Genomic DNA, 18300 nt, shown 5'->3' on the forward strand with positions numbered 1-18300 from the left:
TTGCGGCATCGAACCGCAAGCACGCTGCCAGCGAGGGTCGGCTTGGGCCGGCCCGGCGCTTGGCCCGATACACCTGGATTGATTGATATGCGATCTCTTGTCTCCTCCGTTGCCGCCCTGCTTGCCGGGGCGGCCTTTTTTCCTGCGCTGGCGGCCGAGCCGAGCTACAAGATGGCCGACTACGGCCGGGTCGTGAAGTTGGACGTGCACATGCACCTGCACAACCCCGATGCCGCCTTCCTGGCCGCCGCGAAGCGCCAGAACTTCAAGGTACTGACGATCAACGTCGACTACCCGGACTTCCCGCCGCTGGAGGACCAGCAGCGCGTGGCGATCCAGCTCAAGGCAAAGTTTCCGCGCGACTTGGCCTGGGCGGCCAGCTTCCCGGTAGACGGCTCCGACCAGCCCGGCTGGCTGCCCGCCACGCGCCAGCGCGTGGACGCCGCGCTCAAGGCCGGCGCCGTAGGCGTGAAGGTGTGGAAGAACATCGGCATGAGCCTGCGCGGGACGGACGACCACCTCGTCATGATCGACGACGCGCGCTTCGCGCCGTTGTTCGACGACTTCGCCCGACGCGGTATCCCGCTGTTGGGCCACCAGGGCGAGCCGCACAACTGCTGGCTGCCGTTGGAGCAGATGACCGTCAACAATGACCGTGAGTACTTCAAGGCCCATCCGCAGTACCACATGCACCTGCATCCCGAGATGCCCAGCTGGGAATCCCAGATGGCGGCCCGCGACCGCATGGTGGCGGCCCATCCGGGTCTGCATTTCATTGGCGTGCACCTGGCGTCCCTCGAGCGCGACGTGGATGAGCTGGCAGCCTTCCTCGACAAGTTCCCCAATGCCGTGGTTGACGTGGCCGCGCGTATCGGCCAGCTGCAATACCAGAGCCAGAAGAACCGCGAGCGCGTGCGCAGCTTCTTCATCAAGTACCAGGATCGCATCCTGTACGGCAGCGACATGGCACAGGCGCCTGACCAGGATGGTGCCGCGCTGGCAAGGGAGGCCGAGACCGTGTGGCGCATGCACTGGCGCTACTTCAACACCGCAGACAGCTTCAAGGTGGCAGACCTCGATGAGCCGGTGACGGGCTTGGCACTGCCGCGCACGGTCGTCGACAAGCTCTACCGGCGGAATGCCGAGCGCGCCTTCCCCGGCGCGTGGAGCGGCAAGCAATGACGGCGCGCCGTGCTTTCCTGCAGTGGCTGGGCGCTGCGCCTTTGGCCACGCAACTGCCCCTCGCGCAAGCGCAGGGCCGCGGCCATGTGCGCGTGCAGGACGCCGCGCTGTCGCTTCAGTTCGACGATCAGCTGCGCTGCCGCATCGTCAGCCTGATGGGTCGGCAGCCCATTGAGCTGACGGGCTTCGATGCCAGCGAGCATCTCGTCGTGAAGGGAAAGGCTGTCACGCGCTTCACGCTGCAGCGGGCAGAGCCCGTCAAGGCGGCCACGCCTTTCGGCGCGGGGCAGTCGCTGCGCCTCACAGGCCGCTCTGCCGAAGGCATCGAGAAGCGCGTCACAGTCACGCTGCTGGATGAGCATCCCGGCGTCGCGCTGCTGGACGTCAGCTACGTCAACACCGGTGCCAGGCCCATCGCCATCGACGCCTGGGTCAATGCGGCCCATCGCCTGGCCGCTGCGCCGAGGCACGCGGGTGGCTACTGGACCTATTCCGGCGCCAGCCATGCCGATCGGCGCGACTGGGTGCAGCCTGTCAAGCGAGGCTTCGAGCAGCGCAACTTCATGGGCATGAACGCGTCGGACTACGGCGGCGGCACGCCCGTCGTCGATGTGTGGCGGCGTGATGTCGGCCTGGCTGTCGGACACCTGGCGCTGCGGCCGCAGCTCGTCGCGCTGCCCGTCAAGGCAAGTGGCGACCGGGTCGACGTGGCCCTGCGCGCAGACGAGCCGAAGGCGCTGGCGCCTGGCGCAATGCTTGCCACGCCGCCCACATTCATCGCCGTGCATCGCGGCGACTTCTTCGTTCCGCTGGACCGCTACCGCCGCCTGATGGCGGCGCAGGGGCTTGCCGCGCCGGAGCCGCCGCAGAGCGCCTACGAGGCGCAATGGTGCGCCTGGGGCTACGAGCGCGACTTCTCCCTGGACTATGTGCGTGCCACGCTGCCCAAGGTTCAGGAACTGGGCTTCAAGTGGGCCGTGCTGGACGACGGCTGGCAGGTCAAGACCGGAGACTGGACGCCCGACCGCGCCAAGTTCCCGCGCGGCGAAGCCGACATGAAGGCCCTCGTCGCCGACATCCATGCCCGCGGCATGAAGGCCCGGCTGTGGATTGCGCCGCTAGCCGTCGCGCCTGGCAGCGACGAGCTGCACGACCATACCGACCTGTTGCTGCTTGACCGAGACGGTGCGGTTCAGGACGTGACCTGGTGGAACGCCTTCTACCTCTGCCCCGCCTACGAGAAGACACAGGCCCGCTTGGCAGAAACGATCCGGATGATCATCGGCGACTGGGGCTTTGACGGTCTCAAGGTCGACGGCCAGCACCTCAATGGCGTGGCACCTTGCTTCAATCCCAGGCACAAGCACGCGCGGCCGGAGGAGTCGGTCGAAGCGGTCTCGGCGTTTTACAAGGTCATGCACGACACGGCTCATGCGGCGAACCCGGAAGCGGTCGTCGAGGTCTGCCCCTGCGGCACCAGCTACGCCTTCCACAACATGCCGTTCATGGACCAGGCGCCGTCGTCGGACCCGCTGTCCAGCTGGCAGGTGCGCCACAAGGGCAAGACACTGAAGGCGCTGATGGGGCCATGGTCAGCCTATGCGGGCGACCATGTGGAGCTCAGTACAGGCGGGCAGGACTTCGCTTCCAGCGTGGGCATTGGCGCTGTCGTGGCTACGAAGTTCACGTGGCCGGTGGACCCCAAGCCCAAAGACTCCTTCCTGCTCACGCCGGAGCGCGAGGCGCACTGGCGCCAGTGGGTGGATCTCTACAACCGCCAGCGCCTGGCCGAAGGCCGTTATCTCGGCGAGCTGTACGACCTGGGCTTCGACAAGCCCGAGACCCACGTTGTCGAACGCAGTGGCGCACTGCACTACGCGTTCTACGCCGAACGTTGGGAAGGGCCGGTCGTGCTGCGCGGCTTGGGCGCCGGACGCTGGACGGTGCGGGATTCGCTGAGCGGCCAGGTGCTTGGCACGGTCCGTGCGGACAAGCCCACGCTGCCCGTGCGATTCACGCACAGCCTGCTGATCGAGGCGCACCCCGAAGTGCCCGATGAGCTGCCCGTCGCCTTTGCCGGCCGGGTGTCAGGCATAGGAGCGGATGGCTTCCCGCTGGCCTCGCAGTGGGCCGATGCGCCCACGACGTTCTTCCGCCACGACTGGCAGGGCCGCATGCTCGTCGGCCCGCAATCCACCCGGGTGCAGTTGCTGCGCGGCGCAGGGGAGCTCTACCTGCGCTTCATCTGCAAGTTCGATACGCTCAGTACCTTCGAGCGCGCCGGGTCGGCCACCGATCTCTGGCCGCTGTGGGAGCGTGACGTCGTCGAGGTCTTCCTGCAGGCGCCGGACCGCGCAGGCCTGAAGAGCTACCGCGAGGTGGAGGTGTCGCCCAACGGCCTGCTGCTGGAGATCGCCGTCGAAGCCTCGGGCAAGAAGCGCATCGTCGGCGAGAGCCGCGCGAAGGCGCACATCGATGCGAAGCGCAAGGTATGGACGGCGGAACTTGCCGTGCCCATGCGCGATGCGGGGGACGGCTGGCGCCTGAACCTGTTCCGCGTCGAGGGCCAAGGCAAGGACCGTGTGTATTCCGCCTGGAGCCCGACGAAGACTGCCTCGCCCGACTTCCACATTCCGGCCGCTTTCGGCCGCCTGCTGCCCGCCGCATGAAGCTGCTCGCCCTTTCCCTGCTCGTCGCGTTCTCCGCGCAGGCACAGCAGACACTGGAGGCCACTGGCCGCTGGCAACACCGACCCGTCGGCACGGCGCTCACGCCGCCCATGGGCTGGTCCAGCTGGAATGCTTTCCGCGTCGACATCACAGAGCAGAAAGTACTGGACTCCGCCAAGGTCATCGTCGACTCCGGCCTGGCGAAGGCCGGCTACCGCAGTATCAACATCGACGACGGCTGGTGGCTCAAGCGCCGCAGCAGCGACGGCCGGCTGTTGGTGCGCACGGGCTTGTTCCCCAGCGCGGATGCCGGTGCGGGCAAGGACTCTTCGCTGCGACCTTTCACAGACCGCATCCATGCGATGGGCCTCAAGGCGGGCCTGTACACCGACATCGGCCGCAACGCCTGCTCACAAGCCTACGACGCCGACAGTCCCAATCTCCCCGAAGGCACGCACGCGGAGCGCGAGGTGGGGCTGATGGGCTTCATGAAGCAGGACGTGGCGCTGTTCTTCGGCGAGTGGAACTTCGACTACCTGAAGGTGGACGGCTGTGGCCTGTCCTCATACGGCCGCGAGCGGCCGCATGTCGCATCCGGCCAGTACCGCGAGTTCAAGCCGACGATTGTCGAGGGCAGCATCAACCAGTCCGACATCGAAGGTACCAAGAAGCTCTATGCCGGCCTGAGGCAGGCCCTGCACGAGGTGCGTCCGCGCGGAGACTATGTACTGTCGGTGTGCCTGTGGGGTACGGTGAATGTGCGCAGTTGGGGCCAGGACTACGGCACGATGTGGCGCAGCAGCCGGGATATCTGGAAGGGCTTTGCCCAGATGGTGCACAACTTCGACACCGTCGCCACGCGCGAGTTCTATGCTGGTCCGGGTCGCTGGAATGACCCTGACATGCTGGAGATCGGCAACGGCGATTTCGGCGATGCTCACCTGACCGAGGCTCGCACGCACCTGGGCCTGTGGGCCATCGTGGCCGCGCCGTTGATGATAGGCACCGACCTGTCCAAGGTGTCACCCGCCATCATCGACATCCTGAAGGCGCCGGAGGTCGTTGCCATCAACCAGGACCCGGCCGGCCACCAGGGCGTGCTGGCCTATGCCGACAGCGACCGCCAGATCCTCGTGAAGACGCTGGCTGACGGGCCTGAAGGCAACAGGAAAGCCGTGCTGCTGTTCAACCGCACCAGCGCTCCGGCGAAGTTCACGCTGACGGCCGAGCACCTGAAGATGGACGCTGCGGCGCCCATCGCGTTGCGCGACGCCTGGAAGCGCGCAGACGCGGGCACTTTCGTCGGCAAGCGCGAGTTCGAGCTGCAAGCCCGGGAAGCGCTGTTGTTCACCGCCAGTGGCAAGCATGCGCTATCGCGTGGCTACTATGTGTCCGAGCGACCCGGCAGTGTCTACGTCGCGCGCGACGGCATCCGTGCGCTGGAGCAGGACCCGGTCGTCTATCGCGCGCTGGCGTCATGGTCGGCCACCGACAACGGCGGAACGCGCCCGGCCTATGCCGGCTGGGGCGGGCCGCGTGCGGACTCCACCCCCTACGACCAGGCGCTCAGCGTGCAACGCAGGGCCTTCCGTCATGGCATCGGCGTGCTGGCCGACTCGCGCCTGCAGGTGCAGGTGGCGCCGGGCTCACAGCGCTTCATGGCCAGCGTAGGGGTGGACGACTCGACGCGTGGCAAGCACGCCGCGGTCAGCTTCGAGGTCTGGGGTGACGGCCGCCGCCTCGCGTCCACGGGGCCAATGGCCTTCGACCAGCCGGCGCGCGAACTCGGCGCGGACCTGCGTGGTGTGGCGCTGGTGGAGCTTGTTGTGCGCCAGCACGGTGCCGACCCTGCGGGCCCTGTCGTCGTGACCTGGGGCGAGGCGCGCATCGAGTAGGCGCTGCGGCGCTGGCCGACGCCGACCTTGGGTGCGGTGGCGGCTTCGGCTGTTGGGCGTCGCCCTGGTTATCCTGCCGGCCATGTACGCGCCCTTCTTCGGCTTGAAACAAGCGCCGTTCTCGATCGCGCCGGACCCGCACTACCTGTTCATGAGCGAGCGCCACCGCGAGGCGCTCGCTCATCTGCTGTACGGGCTGGACGGCGGCGGCGGCTTCGTGCTGCTCACCGGCGAGATCGGTGCGGGCAAGACCACCGTCTGCCGCTGCTTCCTGGAGCAGATCCCGGCGAACTGCAACGTCGCCTACATCTTCAACCCCAAGCTCACCGTCACCGAGCTGCTGCGGGCCATCTGCGACGAGTTCCACGTGCCCGTACCGCCGGGCGCGCAGACGGTGAAGGACTATGTCGACCCGCTGAACGCCTTCCTGCTGGCGCAGCACGCTGCCGGGCGCAACAACGTCCTCATCATCGACGAGGCGCAGAACCTGTCTGCCGACGTGCTGGAACAGCTGCGCTTGCTCACCAACCTGGAGACTGCCGAGCGCAAGCTGCTGCAGGTGGTGCTGATCGGCCAGCCTGAACTGCGCGGCATGCTCGCGCGGCCGGAGCTGGAGCAACTGGCGCAGCGCGTCATTGCTCGCTTCCACCTCGGGGCGCTGTCCGAGGCCGAGACGGCACAGTACATCCGCCACCGCCTGAACGTGGCCGGCCTTACCGGCGCATTGCCGTTCGACGGCGCGTCGTTGCGCCTCATCCATCAGCTCACCCGCGGCGTGCCGCGCCGCATCAATCTGCTTTGCGATCGCGCGCTGCTGGGCGGCTATGCCAGCGGCCAGGTGCAGGTCACGCGGACCATCGTGCGCCAGGCCGCGGCCGAGGTGTTCGATGCGCAGCAGGTGGCACCGGCACCCGGGCGCGTGTCGGCTTCCGTCCTCATGGGCCTGGCGCTGCTGGCTGCGGCCGTGGCTGGGGCCGGGCTGACCTGGGCGCTGCAGCGGCCGTCGCCGGCAGGTGCCGTGGCCGAGGCCGCCTCCCCGGCTGCAGCCGCGTCGTTGCCAGCCAGCGCAGCCGCGGCGGCGTCCGCCGCGAGTGCGGCAAGCAGCGCCGGGTTCGTGTCCGAGCCGCTGCGCCTGGCCGACTGGACGCCGCGCGACGGCGATGCCTGGGCGGCGCTGGCTGACGCCTGGGGCCTGCCGCTGCCGGCATCGGTCGACCCCTGTATCGCCGCTGCCCAGCGTGGTCTGCAGTGCTATCGCAGCACCAGCGGCAGCCTGTCGCTGATCCGCCTCATTGACCGGCCCGTCCTGCTGACGTTGCAGCGCCCCGGTCAGCCGGCGACCCTGGCCGCGCTGGTGGGACTGGACGCGACGCATGGACAGTGGGCTACGCTGCGAGTGGACGGCGCGCTGCGCCGGGTCGCCCTGCCCGAACTGGCCGCCGCATGGCGCGGTGAGTTCACGACCTTCTGGCGCGTGCCGCCGGGTTACACCAACCGCGCCGACAACGGCGCGCCGCTGCGTGACTGGCTGGCCGTCCAACTGGCAGCCCAAGGGCGCGGCCCGGCCGCGTCCGCACCGCCAGGCGGCACCGAACTGACCGCTCAGGTGCAGGCTTTCCAGGCCAGCCAGGGCCTGCAGCCGGATGGCCGCGTTGGCCCCATCACGCTGATGCAGCTCAACCGGGTCATCGGCGTGGCCGAGCCGCGCCTGGACGCGGCGCACTGAGAATCGAGGCTGCCATGTCCTACATCCTCGATGCCCTGCGCCGGGCCGAAGCCGACCGTGAACGCGAGCGTGGCCAGGTGCCGGGCCTGCACACCCCGCCGCCATCCGGCCACGAGGTCGAGCCAGCGACCGGTCCGCGCCGCTGGCTGCCCTGGGCTGGTGGCGGACTGCTGCTGCTTGCCGGCATTGGCGCCGGCAGTTGGTGGGCCAGCGGCCCCCAGGAAGCAATCTCCCAGCTGCCATCACCTGCACCGTCCGCCACGGCGCCCCTGAGCGCTCCCGTCGTGCCGCCAACAGCGCAAGCGCGCCCACCGGCCGTGAGCGTGCCGGCTCCGCTGGCCGCAGCTTCGGGCTCACCTTACTTGGCGCCCGAACCGCCGCCGGGTGCGGCGGCCGTGGCTGCAGCGCCTGGCCCCGTGGTTGCCGCCCCGCCAACCGAGAATCCCGCGGCGGCGCCGGCCGAAGCCCGCATCCCGCGGCTGGCTGAGCTGCCGGAGAGTACGCTGCGCGAGCTGCCCCGGTTGGTGATCAGCGGCTCGGTCTACTCGGACGACCCGGCCAGCCGTTTCGTGATGATCAACGGCGAAGTGCAGCGTGAAGGCGCCAAGCTGGGTGCCGATCTGGTGCTGGAGCAGATCCGCCCTCGCGAGCTGGTGCTGCGCTTCAAGGGGCAGCGTTACCGGCAGCCGGTCTAGCCCAGGCTGGAGCTACATCGGCCGGAACAGGTGGCTGAAGGCGCGGCTGACCTTTAACGGGCGGGCTAGGCCGCGCAGGTTCAGGCTGTAGTGGCCGTTCTCATCTCGGGTTGCGCTGACGATGGTGTTCGAGTTCACGAGGACGCTGCGGTGGACCTGCATGAAATCAGTCGAGTCGATGCTTGCCATCAGCTCGCGCAGGCTCATCCGGACGAGCGCCTCGCCGGCCGCCGTCACGACGTTGACGTACTTCTCGGTCGCCTCGAAGCAGACCACGTCGGAGACTGGGATCATGCGTACGGTGTTGCCGACGCCGGCGCGTATGACCTTGATGCGCTCCCGCGGCTCCGCGGGGGGGGCGGCCATGTACTGCATACGCTGCATGACCTGCGCCATGTCGCCCTCGCTCGGCACTGGCGCTCGTTCGCTCAGTCGCGTTTTCAGGCGCTGGACAGTCTGCGCTAGCCTCTCGCCGGTCGCGGGCTTCAGCAGGTAGTCGACGGCGGCGTGTTCGAAGGCCGCGACAGCATAGGCGTCGTAGGCCGTGATGAAGACGAACAGTGGCTCGGCCGACCCGTCGGGCCATTCGTCCGCGACGGCCTCCGCCACCTCGATGCCGTTGCGGCCCGGCATCTTGATGTCCAGAAACATGATGTCCGGTGCATGCGTCAGCGCAAGCTCCGTGGCCTGCAGTCCGTCCTCCGCCAGGCCGGCAATGTGCAGCTCGGGCCAGGCCTGTTCCAGCAGGCGGCGCAGTGTGCGGGCGAGGACTGGCTCGTCCTCGGCAATGACGGCGCTGGGTGCGCGGGTAGTTGACATGTCAATCTCCTCGGGGGCATGTCAGCCTGGGATGCGAATCGTGGCGTCGACACCTGAAGGTGCGCGCCGTTCCAGGCGGAGCTCCGCCGCTTGGCCATAGGTCACGCGCAGCCGGTCGCGCACATGCTGCAGGCCGTAGCTGGTGCTGCCCGACCCAGCGGGGGCCATGTCGCCATCCGCGGCCAGGCCTAGGCCGCTGTCGCGCACGCGCAGTTCGATGAACCCGTCACGCAGCAGCGCTTGCACATCGATGCTGCCGCCTCCGATCTTGGGCTCCAGGCCGTGCTTGATGGCGTTCTCGACCAGGGGCTGCAGCAGCATGGGCGGCACGAGCACACCCTCAAGCATTTGGGGCAGGCTGAGTCGGTAGCTCAGGCGCGCGCCCATGCGCAGTGCCATGATGTCCAGGTAGGCGCGCACTTGGGCGAATTCGCGGCTCAGCGCCACGGCGTCGGTCTGCGAGGCGATCAAGGTGCTGCGCAGGTAGATGATGAGCTGGTCGATCATCGTCTCGGCCCGGCCTACGTCTTCGCGCACTAGCGAGCGCACGTTGGCTAGCGTGTTGAACAGCATGTGCGGCTCTAGCTGTGTGCGCAGCAGGCGCAGCTGGGACTCGACGGCCAGGCGCTGTGCCTCGGCACGCTGTGCCGCTTCCGACGCCAACTGCTCGCGGGTGGCGTAGTAGTGCAGGCCGAACCCGCCCACGAGGATGGTGAAGAGGATGGGGATGAAGCTGATGGCCCGGTGACCAACCATTTGCATGGGCTCGCCCAGCAGCAGGAAGGCGATCTGGTGGCCGATGAAGTAGCCCGCGGGTATGGCGATGAGGCCCGTCAGCAGCCAGCGCCAGGTCGGCTTGAAGCGGGAGAAATGCTGGGCGCGGCGCAGCAGCATCGCTACGACGACCATGGTCAGGCCAACGCACTCGGAGAACGTCAGCAGCCTGGGAAGGGTCTCGATGCCAGGCACGACGAGGAACAGCAGGACAGCGGCGACCGCCCACAGGGCTGCGGCGATCAGCAGGACTTGCAGCAGGCCGCGGGGTGGGGCCGTTTGGGCGGAAGGCGTCATGGCGCGCGGGGGGCAGGGAAGGGGCTGGCAACGGCGAAGCACTCTAAGGCCGGGTGGCGGATACGCCAATCGAGTCGACGAGGGGGCGTCGACTCGAGAGCCGGGCGCCCGGCTCAGGACTTGGGACAGGCGCAGGTTGGGCCGCAGCGGCACTGCAGTCCGCAGGCGCACGACGGCTGTGCCGCCTTGTCCTGGCAGCCGCACTTGCACCCCACGCCAGGGCAGAGGTCGCAACGACAGGTCTGAGGATTCGGGGTGGAATTCATGGTCATCTCCGGGGTTGATCGCCGACAGGATGTCGTCGGCGGGCCGACTGTGCCGGGTGGCCTGGCGCCGTCGGCAGCGCTTTGCGACGAGCGGTGGTTCCCAGTGCGGCAAGGGGCCGCGCAGCCTACCGAATCGCATCGACCGCGCGGATGGCAGCCGACACCGCGGGCCTGGACTGCGCCGGAGTACGGGTTTCCGTTCGGTCGGTGCAAACGACCGCCGCGGGACGCTTTCCGACCGCACGTCGCGGCGCGCTGTCATGCGCGGTGGCACATCCCCACAGTCCGCTTCCGGCAAGTTCCCACCGCCCCATCTTTCACTCAGGAGTACCAGATGACTTCCTTTGCCCGGCGCATACGCCTTCCCGTCTCGAACGAACTTGACGCTGCGCGATTCCACGAGGCGCTTGGCGCACCCATCAACGCCTTCCGGCATCTCGAACGGGCCCATGTCCTGGGCCAGGCCAGTACTCGCGAGCATGTCCGCGTGCATGTCGCCATGCTTGCCTGGGCGCTGCGGCAGCGTCGTGCGGGCGAGGTGTTGAGCCAGCTTTGGCGCATCGTTGCCGCGGTGCTGCTGACGCCCTGGGGGGCCGTGCCGCCCGGCAACACGGGCGGCTCCGACGTGCCGAGCTGGAAACCCCTACCCATTCCCGCCGACCTGCAGCGCGTCATCGACGCGACCCGCGCCTAGGCCGCGCAAGCGGTCCAGTCCAACCCCTTAGAGCACGCAATCCATGTTCACACGAATCCTCTTTGCCTCCACTCTGACAGCCGCGACCTTCGCTGCTGTCGTGTTGCTGTCCGGCTGCAGCACACCGCCCGCCGACCTTGACTACTCGCTGAAGCATCGCAGCGCAGATGGCCGCTTTGTCGTTGAGATGATCCCGCCCGGGCAGGGGCCTGCCATCGGCCAAATCCACAGCTGGACGGTGAAGCTGGCCGGCAGTGACGGTTCGCCGGTGAGCGGTGCGCGTATCGCCGTCGACGGTGGCATGCCTCAGCACGGCCACGGGCTGCCTACTAAGCCGCGGGTGACCCGGGAGCTGGCATCCGGTAGCTATCTCATCGAAGGTATGAAGTTCAGCATGACCGGTTGGTGGAACCTGCGTCTGGACATCGACGCCGCCGGCGCACGCGACAAGGCAGTGTTCAACCTGGCGATGGCCGACGATGGCCTGAAGCGCCCATGATGCTGGAGCGTCTCTCCAGCTGGTATCCGCTGCGCAGCCGCCGCTGGACCGCCCTCACCCTGGCCGCGCTGTTGCCGGCGCTGGCGGGCGTCTGCGCAAACGGCGCCCGCGATGAGGGATGGTCTGCCGTAGAACTCGCCACGCTGGCGTCGATGCGGCTGGATCGGCTGGGCGCAGTGCCTCCTGACCCCGGCAACGCAGTGGCTGATCTTCCCGAGGCCGCTGGGCTGGGCCGGACGCTGTTCTTCGACACTAGGTTCTCGCGTGATGGTCGAGTGTCCTGTGCCAGTTGCCATGACCCCAGGAAACAGTTCCAGGACGGACGTCCGGTCGGGCTAGGCATCGGCGAGGGCGTGCGCCGTACTATGCCCATCGCGAACGCGGCCCACAGCCCCTGGCTGTTCTGGGACGGGCGCAAGGATAGTCTCTGGTCGCAGGCGCTGGGGCCACTGGAGGACGGCGCCGAGCATGGCAGCAACCGTACGCGCATCGCTCAGCAGCTACTCGCCCATCATCGGGAGCAGTACGAGCAGGTGTTCGGTGCATTCCCGCCGCTGACGGGCCTTCCCGAGGATGCCGGCCCCGCCGGCACGCCGGAGCAGCGGCAGGCGTGGGAGCGCATGAGCGAGGTGCAACGCGACGCGGTGAATCGGGTATTCGCCAATCTGGGCAAGGCCGTGGCGGCCTATGAGCGGACGGTGGTCTCCAGTCCTTCCCGCTTCGACCGATATGTTCGTGCCGTCGAAGCCGGCGACGCCGCTGGCCGCCAATGGCTGGCGTTGGACGAGGTGCGTGGCTTGCGGCTGTTCATCGGCAAGGCCCAGTGCGCGACCTGCCACAACGGCCCGCTGTTCAGTGACCAGCATTTCCACAACACCGGTGTGCCGCCGCGGCTGTCGGGAGCGCCCGACCGGGGCCGTGCAAGCGCCATCGCCCGCGTGCAGGCGGACGAGTTCAACTGCCTGGGCCGCTACAGCGATGCTGATGCGCAAGCTTGCGGTGAGCTGAGTTTCATCGCTGCCGACGATCCTGGCATGGAAGCCGCGTTCAGGACTCCCAGCCTACGCAACGTGGCGCTGCGCGCACCCTATATGCACGGCGGCCAACTGACGACGCTGGATGAGGTCGTGGCGCATTACCGGCGCTCGCCGCCCGCCGTGGCGGGCGTCAGCGAACTGGCACCAGGTGGTAAAGCCCGGGCCGGACGCCTGGCCATCCGTCTGGACGAGGAGGAGTCGCGGCAGATAGTCGCCTTCCTGCGCAGTCTGTCGGACGCCGTCGATGAACGTCCGTCAGGGAGGCCCGCGCCATGAAGTCGACGACACCTCGGCGGCCCGCGCAAGTGGCCATCTGCCGACCGGCCACGATCGACGACTTGCCCGAGCTGCTGTGCATGATGCAGGAGCTGGCTCACCATGAGGGCGACGCGGCCGAACTGTTGACCGATGCGACTGCGCTGGCGCAGGCCGGCTTTGGCGAGTCCCTCCGTTTCGGGGCAGTGCTGGGCGAGGTCGATGGCGCCCTGGCGGGCTTCGTCAGCTACACCTGGACCTATTCCGTTTGGCGCGACGCTAAGCTCATGAACCTCGACGACGTCTATGTGCGGGCAGGCTATCGCAACGGCGGTATTGGCGAAGCCCTGATGCAGCATGTGCGAAGCGTGGCGCGGGCGGCTGGTGCCTCGCGCCTGCGCTGGGAGGCCAAGCCGCACAACAACGGCGCCATCCGCTTCTATGAGCGGCTGGGTGCTCCGATGCGGCTCAAGAGCGTGTTCTTCTGGCCCGTCAGGCCCTGACAGAAGTGGACCGGGCGGTCCGAATCCCGCTCGGTCCACGTCGGCGGCTATAAAGCCGGGATGAGGAATTCCACCCGGTGCAGCAGACGATGAGCGACGTATTCCATGACCGGCAGGCCCGCGGCTGGTCCAAGACGGGCTGGCTGCAGGCGCACTACACGTTCTCCTTCGGCTCGTTCAACGACCCGACGCGCATGGGCTTCCGTGCCCTGCGGGTGATCAACGAGGACATCGTTGCCGGCGGCTCGGGTTTCTCCGAGCATGCCCACGACCACTTCGAGATCCTGACGTTCATGCTGTCTGGAGAACTGGAGCATCAGGATTCGGCAGGCCATCGGGGACTTCTGAAAGCAGGGGATGTGCAGCTCATCAGCGCAGGCACCGGTGTCAGGCATTCGGAGCGCAACCCGGCCGCCGAGTCGCCGACGCATCTGTTCCAGATCTGGCTGCACGGCAACGCTGACGAGCTACCGCCGCGCTATCAGTTGCTGCAAGGAGCTCTACGGGCGACGCAGGGCCCGCGTCTGGTCGCGAGTGCGGTGGAGCAGCCCGGCGTGCTGCAGCTGCGTGCGCCGGTGAACATCTGGGCCGTGGCGGCGCAGCCTGGCGATCGCTGCGCACACGACATCCCGGGCGACCGCTACGGCTGGTTGCAAATCCTCGAAGGCGTCGTGCTGGCCGAGGTGGACGGCGAGCCGCAGCCGCTGGAGCTACGGGGCGGAGATGGGCTGCAGCTGTCGACGGTCAGGCAGGTGGCCGTGGTGGCGCGCACGGAGGCGCGATGGATCTGGTTCGACTTGCCTTAGGTCAACGCGCACCGAACTGAGCCGCCGTCAGGGTGGGCTTGAACGATGGTGGCCACTGACAAGATCATGCAGGCAAGGGTGTACAGGAAATGAGGGAACGTTCGGTGACCGTCGCGCTTGTGTCGAGCGCGTTGATCGGGCTGGCCGGGATCTGGCAGCCGGCAGCTGCGGATCAGGTCTCGCGCGGGGCAGCATCGGAGCTTGGCCTCGACGCCTCGGTCCGGCGAAATGTCGTGGATGAAGCGGCCAAGCGCATGACGCAGGAGTACGTCTTTCCGGACGTCGGCCGCCGCGCGGCGACTGTCCTCTCCAGGAATCTGGCCGCGGGCGAGTACGACGCGATCACGGACGCCGATGCCCTTGCCCGGCGATTGACGGAGGATCTGGCCGCCGTAACGCGTGACAAGCACCTGCGGGTGCGGGGCACCGAGCGGCGCCGGGATCCACCGAAGCGAGGCGAGGTGCCGCCGCGCAGCGAGGCCGGCTTCACCCGCGTCGACGTACTCCGGCAGAACATCGGCTACGTGGACCTCAACGGGTTTGTGCCCAAGGACCTGTTCAAGCCGACGGCGGACAAAGTCATGCGGCTGCTTGCCGGGACTGATGCCCTGATCCTCGATCTGCGCGGCAATGGAGGTGGCGCGCCAGGGGCGGTTTCGTATCTCGTGAGCTTCTTCGTCGACCCGCAGACGCCGACGCATGTCAACGACCTGCTGTGGCGCAGGCCCGGCACCGACGAATACCGGCGGGATGTGTTCCAAACCGAGGCGGTTCAGTTCAGCTACCTGGCCAAGCCCGTGGTGCTCCTCATCGGACCGCAGACCTTCTCCGGCGGGGAGGAATTCGCCTACGACATGCGTAGCCTGAAGCTGGCGACGCTTGTAGGGGAAGTGACAGGCGGCGGCGCCAACCCGGGCGGCGTGAAGCCGCTTCCTGCGGGGCTGTCCATGTTCCTGCCGACCGGCACGGCGGTGAATCCGATCACGCATACCAACTGGGAGGGCCGAGGTGTCGAGCCTGACGTTCCCGCGCCTTCGGCCGAGGCTTTCGCGCGGGCCTATGCGATCGCCCTCAAGGCCGCCGGAAAGGAGCTGCCACCCGCCGACGCGCCTTCCGGCCCTGACGGCGTGGCCGAGCGGCGCCTGCTCGTCCCGCGCTCGACGGCCCAGCCAGGCAGTGAGGCCGCACTCCGGCGCAGCATTGCCGAGCTGCAGGCGGGCGCACCCAGGTACGACCTGCTCAGTCCCGCAATGGCGGAGTTGACGCGCGGGCAGTTGCCACAGATTCACTCGGACATCGCTGCGCTGGGGCCGCTGCAGAGCGTGACGTTCGTCGAAGTCGGGCGAATTGGAGAAACCATCTACGACGTGAAGTTCGCCAAAGCTGAATGGCGCTGGTCCCTTCTGCTGGACGAAGATGGCAAGACCATCATGGCCGGGTTTCGTCCGAAGTAGATGCAACGTACCTTGCCTTGAAAGACAGCTTCATGTCGCGTCTGCCCCTGCTGTCCATGCTTGCGATGCTCCTTTGCGCAGGTTGTGCCACGCCGGCGCCGCGGCTTCCCGTCGCGCCCGAGCCCCCCATGGGCCTTGGCTATTGGAATGACGATTGCCGCGCCTTGGGGCAGATGACGTATACGAAGCGCGAAGGCGATCGGCCACCCTATGGATGGACTCTGCTTCGGTTCGATGTTTCGCGAGGTGTCGTGACGAAGGTGGAAGTCCTGGATTCGAGTCCCAAGGGAGCCTTCGATGACGCTGCCCGAGCCGTGTACAGCAACGTGCGCTTTGCCTCTTCGGGCTCGGCCATGAACTGCACCGTCAGCCACAAGTGGGAATGACTGCATTCGACGCGGGATGACACATCGGCCCCCAGTCGGCGCTCAACGACTGGATGGCGATCGGTGGGGTGACCAGCCCGAACGGGCCGACCACCCCACCGCCGCTCACGCCGCCAGCGCGGCGCGTGCCGGGGCCTCGGCGTAGTGGCTCAGCTGCATCGTGAACTGCGCGCGCCCCGAACTGATCGCGCGCAGGTGACCGATGTAGCCAAACATCTGTGCCAGCGGCACATGGGCCGTCACGGTGACAGCATTGCCACGTGCATCCTGGCCCTGCACCTGGCCACGCCGGCGCAGCAGGTCGCCGATGACGTCGCCAAGATAGTCCTGGGGCGTGATGACTTCGACGGCCATGACGGGCTCCAGCACTACAGGTGCCGCCTTCATGACGGCCTCGCGCAGCGCCGCTGCTGCGGCCAGCTCGAAGGCCAGCGCGGACGAGTCGCGCACATGGGCACTGCCATCCATCAGCATCGCCTCGAAGTCCACCAGCGGATAGCCCGCGACCGGGCCTGCCAGGGCTGCGCGGCGGATGCCAGCCTCGACCGCAGGGATGAACTCGCGCGGAATCGCGCCGCCCACCACCTGGCTCTCGAAGCGGATGCCGGACCCGCGAGGCAGCGGCGCAACCCGCAGCGTCAGTTCGGCGAACTGGCCAGGACCGCCGCTCTGCTTGCGGTGCAGATGGTGTATCTCTGCCGCGGTCGCGATGCTCTCGCGGTAGGCGACCTGCGGGCGGCCCACGGCTACGGCCACGCCAAAGCGCGAACGCAGCTTCTCCACCGCCACTTCCAGTTGCAGCTCGCCCATGCCGGACAGCAGTGTCTGACCAGAGTCGGCGTCTTGCCGCAGGCGCAGTGACGGGTCCTCGCGCACGAGCACGCCCAGGCCCTTTGCCAGGGCGGCGGCGTCGGCCTGCTGGCGCGGCTCGATGGCGACGTCGATGACGGCCTCGGGCACGACGATGCTCTCCAGCACGGCCGAGTCCTTCCGGTCCGCCAGCGTGTGGCCGGTCAGGACGTCCTTCAGGCCGACGACGCCTGCGATGTCGCCCGCGACGAGCTCGTCCCGCTCGACGCGACGGTCCGCGTGGATCTCGTACAGGCGCGATACGCGCTCGGCCTTGCCGGTGCTGGCGTTGATGACGGTGTCACCGCGCTTCAGCCGGCCGCTGTAGACGCGCACGAACACCATTGCACCGTGGTCGTCGGCATTGAGCTTGAAGGCCAGTGCTGACAGCGGGCCGTCGGTGGGCGCCGCGCCGGGCGCTTCGCCGGGTGCGGGCAGGTAGGAGACGACGGCGTCCAGCAGCGGCTCCACCCCCCGGTTGCGGAAGGCCGAGCCGGCCAGCACGGGTACGAAGGCGCCAGCGATGGTGCCGCGGCGCAGCGCTGCACGCAGTGCGTCCGGTGGCAGTGCGTTGCCGCTCAGCCAGGCGTCCAGCAGCGTGTCGTCCTGTTCGGCGGCGGCCTCGTGAATATGTGCGCGTGCAGCTTCGGCGGCGCTCAGCAGCTCGGGCGGGATGGCTTCGATGCGCGGCGGTGCGGAGGCATCGTCGCGTTCCCAGACGAGGGCGTGCATGGCAATCAGGTCCACTACGCCGCGGAACTGGCTCTCGGCCCCGATGGGCAGCTGTAGCGGCAGCGCGCGCACGGACAGGCGGTCCTGGATGGACGCAACAACGCGCTGGAAATCCGCACCGACGCGGTCCAGCTTGTTGACGAAGGCCAGGCGCGGCACGCGGTACTCGTCCGCGAGGCGCCAGTTGGTCTCTGTTTGGGGTTCCACGCCTGCCACGCCGTCGAACACGACGATGGCGCCGTCCAGTACGCGCAGGGAGCGTCGCACCTCGAGGTTGAAGTCGATGTGCCCGGGCGTGTCGATCAGGTTGATCTGCGTGCCCTGCCAGTGTACGGTCGTGGCCGCGCTGTGGATGGTGATTCCGCGCTGGCGCTCCTGTGGGTCGAAGTCCATCGTCGTGTTGCCGTCGTTGACGTCGCCGATGCGATGGTTTTCGCCCGTGTAGAACAGGATGCGTTCGGTGGTGGTGGTCTTGCCCGCGTCGACGTGGGCGATGACGCCGATGTTGCGCAGTTGGCGGGAGTTGTTCGAGTTCATGGCGATTCCTGAATGGGTGAGGGGCAGGCCCTCAGCGGAATCGCCGAGGGCTAGCGCGAAGGCAGGACGCCGAAGCGCGCACGCGACAGGCAGGGCCGAGCCGCGCTCCGGCGCTCGGAAATCGTGGCGATCAGCTTGTCGAAGGTGCGGTTGAACATGGTGGAAGTCGGATCAGAAAAACAAAACCCCGGGAGGTGCGTGCCTGCCGGGGTTGCTTGCTGAACC

General features: G+C 67.9%; 15 protein-coding genes. 12 read left to right on the forward strand and 3 right to left on the reverse strand.

Annotation, left to right across the window (positions count from 1 at the left end; all coding sequences use genetic code 11):
- Positions 1-87: 87 nt before the first annotated feature.
- From QM732_RS00195 to QM732_RS00215, 5 genes are all read left to right on the forward strand, one after another.
- The gene (locus QM732_RS00195; protein ID WP_415654197.1) at positions 88-1182 is read left to right on the forward strand and encodes a hypothetical protein; all 1095 of its coding nucleotides are present in this window, start codon (positions 88-90) and stop codon (positions 1180-1182) included.
- Positions 1179-3851, forward strand: coding sequence for an alpha-galactosidase (locus QM732_RS00200; protein ID WP_415654198.1), 2673 nt, complete (start codon positions 1179-1181; stop codon positions 3849-3851). Before QM732_RS00195 ends, QM732_RS00200 begins: the two co-directional genes overlap by 4 nt.
- A complete protein-coding gene (locus tag QM732_RS00205; RefSeq protein ID WP_415654199.1) occupies positions 3848-5746 on the forward strand; it encodes an NPCBM/NEW2 domain-containing protein in 1899 nt (632 codons plus the stop codon). Before QM732_RS00200 ends, QM732_RS00205 begins: the two co-directional genes overlap by 4 nt.
- Positions 5747-5828: 82 nt before the next feature.
- Positions 5829-7472 (forward strand): AAA family ATPase, encoded by a 1644-nt coding sequence (locus tag QM732_RS00210; RefSeq protein ID WP_415654200.1) that lies wholly within the window; start codon positions 5829-5831, stop codon positions 7470-7472.
- Positions 7473-7486: 14 nt separating this feature from the next.
- Positions 7487-8167 (forward strand): general secretion pathway protein GspB, encoded by a 681-nt coding sequence (locus QM732_RS00215; protein ID WP_415654201.1) that lies wholly within the window; start codon positions 7487-7489, stop codon positions 8165-8167.
- Positions 8168-8179: 12 nt separating this feature from the next.
- Here QM732_RS00215 and QM732_RS00220 read toward each other — a convergent pair whose 3' ends face one another.
- Entirely contained in the window at positions 8180-8986 is an 807-nt protein-coding gene (locus QM732_RS00220) for a LytR/AlgR family response regulator transcription factor (RefSeq protein WP_415654202.1), read from the reverse strand.
- A gap of 21 nt (positions 8987-9007) precedes the next feature.
- Positions 9008-10057 carry a sensor histidine kinase gene (locus QM732_RS00225; protein WP_415654203.1) on the reverse strand — a complete coding sequence of 350 codons (1050 nt, stop codon included), beginning with the start codon at positions 10055-10057 and terminating at the stop codon, positions 9008-9010.
- Positions 10058-10657: 600 nt separating this feature from the next.
- On the opposite strand from QM732_RS00225, the gene QM732_RS00230 reads away from it, so the two are divergent.
- From QM732_RS00230 to QM732_RS00260, 7 genes are all read left to right on the forward strand, one after another.
- A complete protein-coding gene (locus tag QM732_RS00230; protein WP_415654204.1) occupies positions 10658-11017 on the forward strand; it encodes a DUF3703 domain-containing protein in 360 nt (119 codons plus the stop codon).
- 43 nt (positions 11018-11060) lie between these two features.
- On the forward strand, positions 11061-11516 hold the full coding sequence (locus QM732_RS00235) for a FixH family protein (protein WP_415654205.1): 456 nt from the start codon (positions 11061-11063) through the stop codon (positions 11514-11516).
- On the forward strand, positions 11513-12829 hold the full coding sequence (locus tag QM732_RS00240) for a cytochrome-c peroxidase (protein WP_415654206.1): 1317 nt from the start codon (positions 11513-11515) through the stop codon (positions 12827-12829). The genes QM732_RS00235 and QM732_RS00240 overlap by 4 nt, the downstream gene beginning before the upstream one ends.
- On the forward strand, positions 12826-13311 hold the full coding sequence (locus QM732_RS00245; protein ID WP_415654207.1) for a GNAT family N-acetyltransferase: 486 nt from the start codon (positions 12826-12828) through the stop codon (positions 13309-13311). Before QM732_RS00240 ends, QM732_RS00245 begins: the two co-directional genes overlap by 4 nt.
- An 89-nt stretch (positions 13312-13400) precedes the next feature.
- Positions 13401-14117, forward strand: coding sequence for a pirin family protein (locus tag QM732_RS00250; RefSeq protein WP_415654208.1), 717 nt, complete (start codon positions 13401-13403; stop codon positions 14115-14117).
- A gap of 104 nt (positions 14118-14221) precedes the next feature.
- Entirely contained in the window at positions 14222-15571 is a 1350-nt protein-coding gene (locus QM732_RS00255) for a S41 family peptidase (RefSeq protein WP_415654209.1), read from the forward strand.
- Between the two features lie 17 nt (positions 15572-15588).
- Entirely contained in the window at positions 15589-15957 is a 369-nt protein-coding gene (locus QM732_RS00260; protein WP_415654210.1) for a hypothetical protein, read from the forward strand.
- Positions 15958-16062: 105 nt separating this feature from the next.
- On the opposite strand, the gene fusA is transcribed toward QM732_RS00260, so the two are convergent.
- Positions 16063-18075: an elongation factor G gene (gene fusA, locus QM732_RS00265; protein WP_415654211.1), complete on the reverse strand. Its 2013-nt coding sequence runs from the start codon at positions 18073-18075 to the stop codon at positions 16063-16065.
- Between the last annotated feature and the right edge of the window lie 225 nt (positions 18076-18300).

It is taken from the genome of Roseateles sp., from assembly GCF_047654805.1.
Taxonomy (GTDB): Bacteria; Pseudomonadota; Gammaproteobacteria; order Burkholderiales; family Burkholderiaceae_C; genus Pelomonas.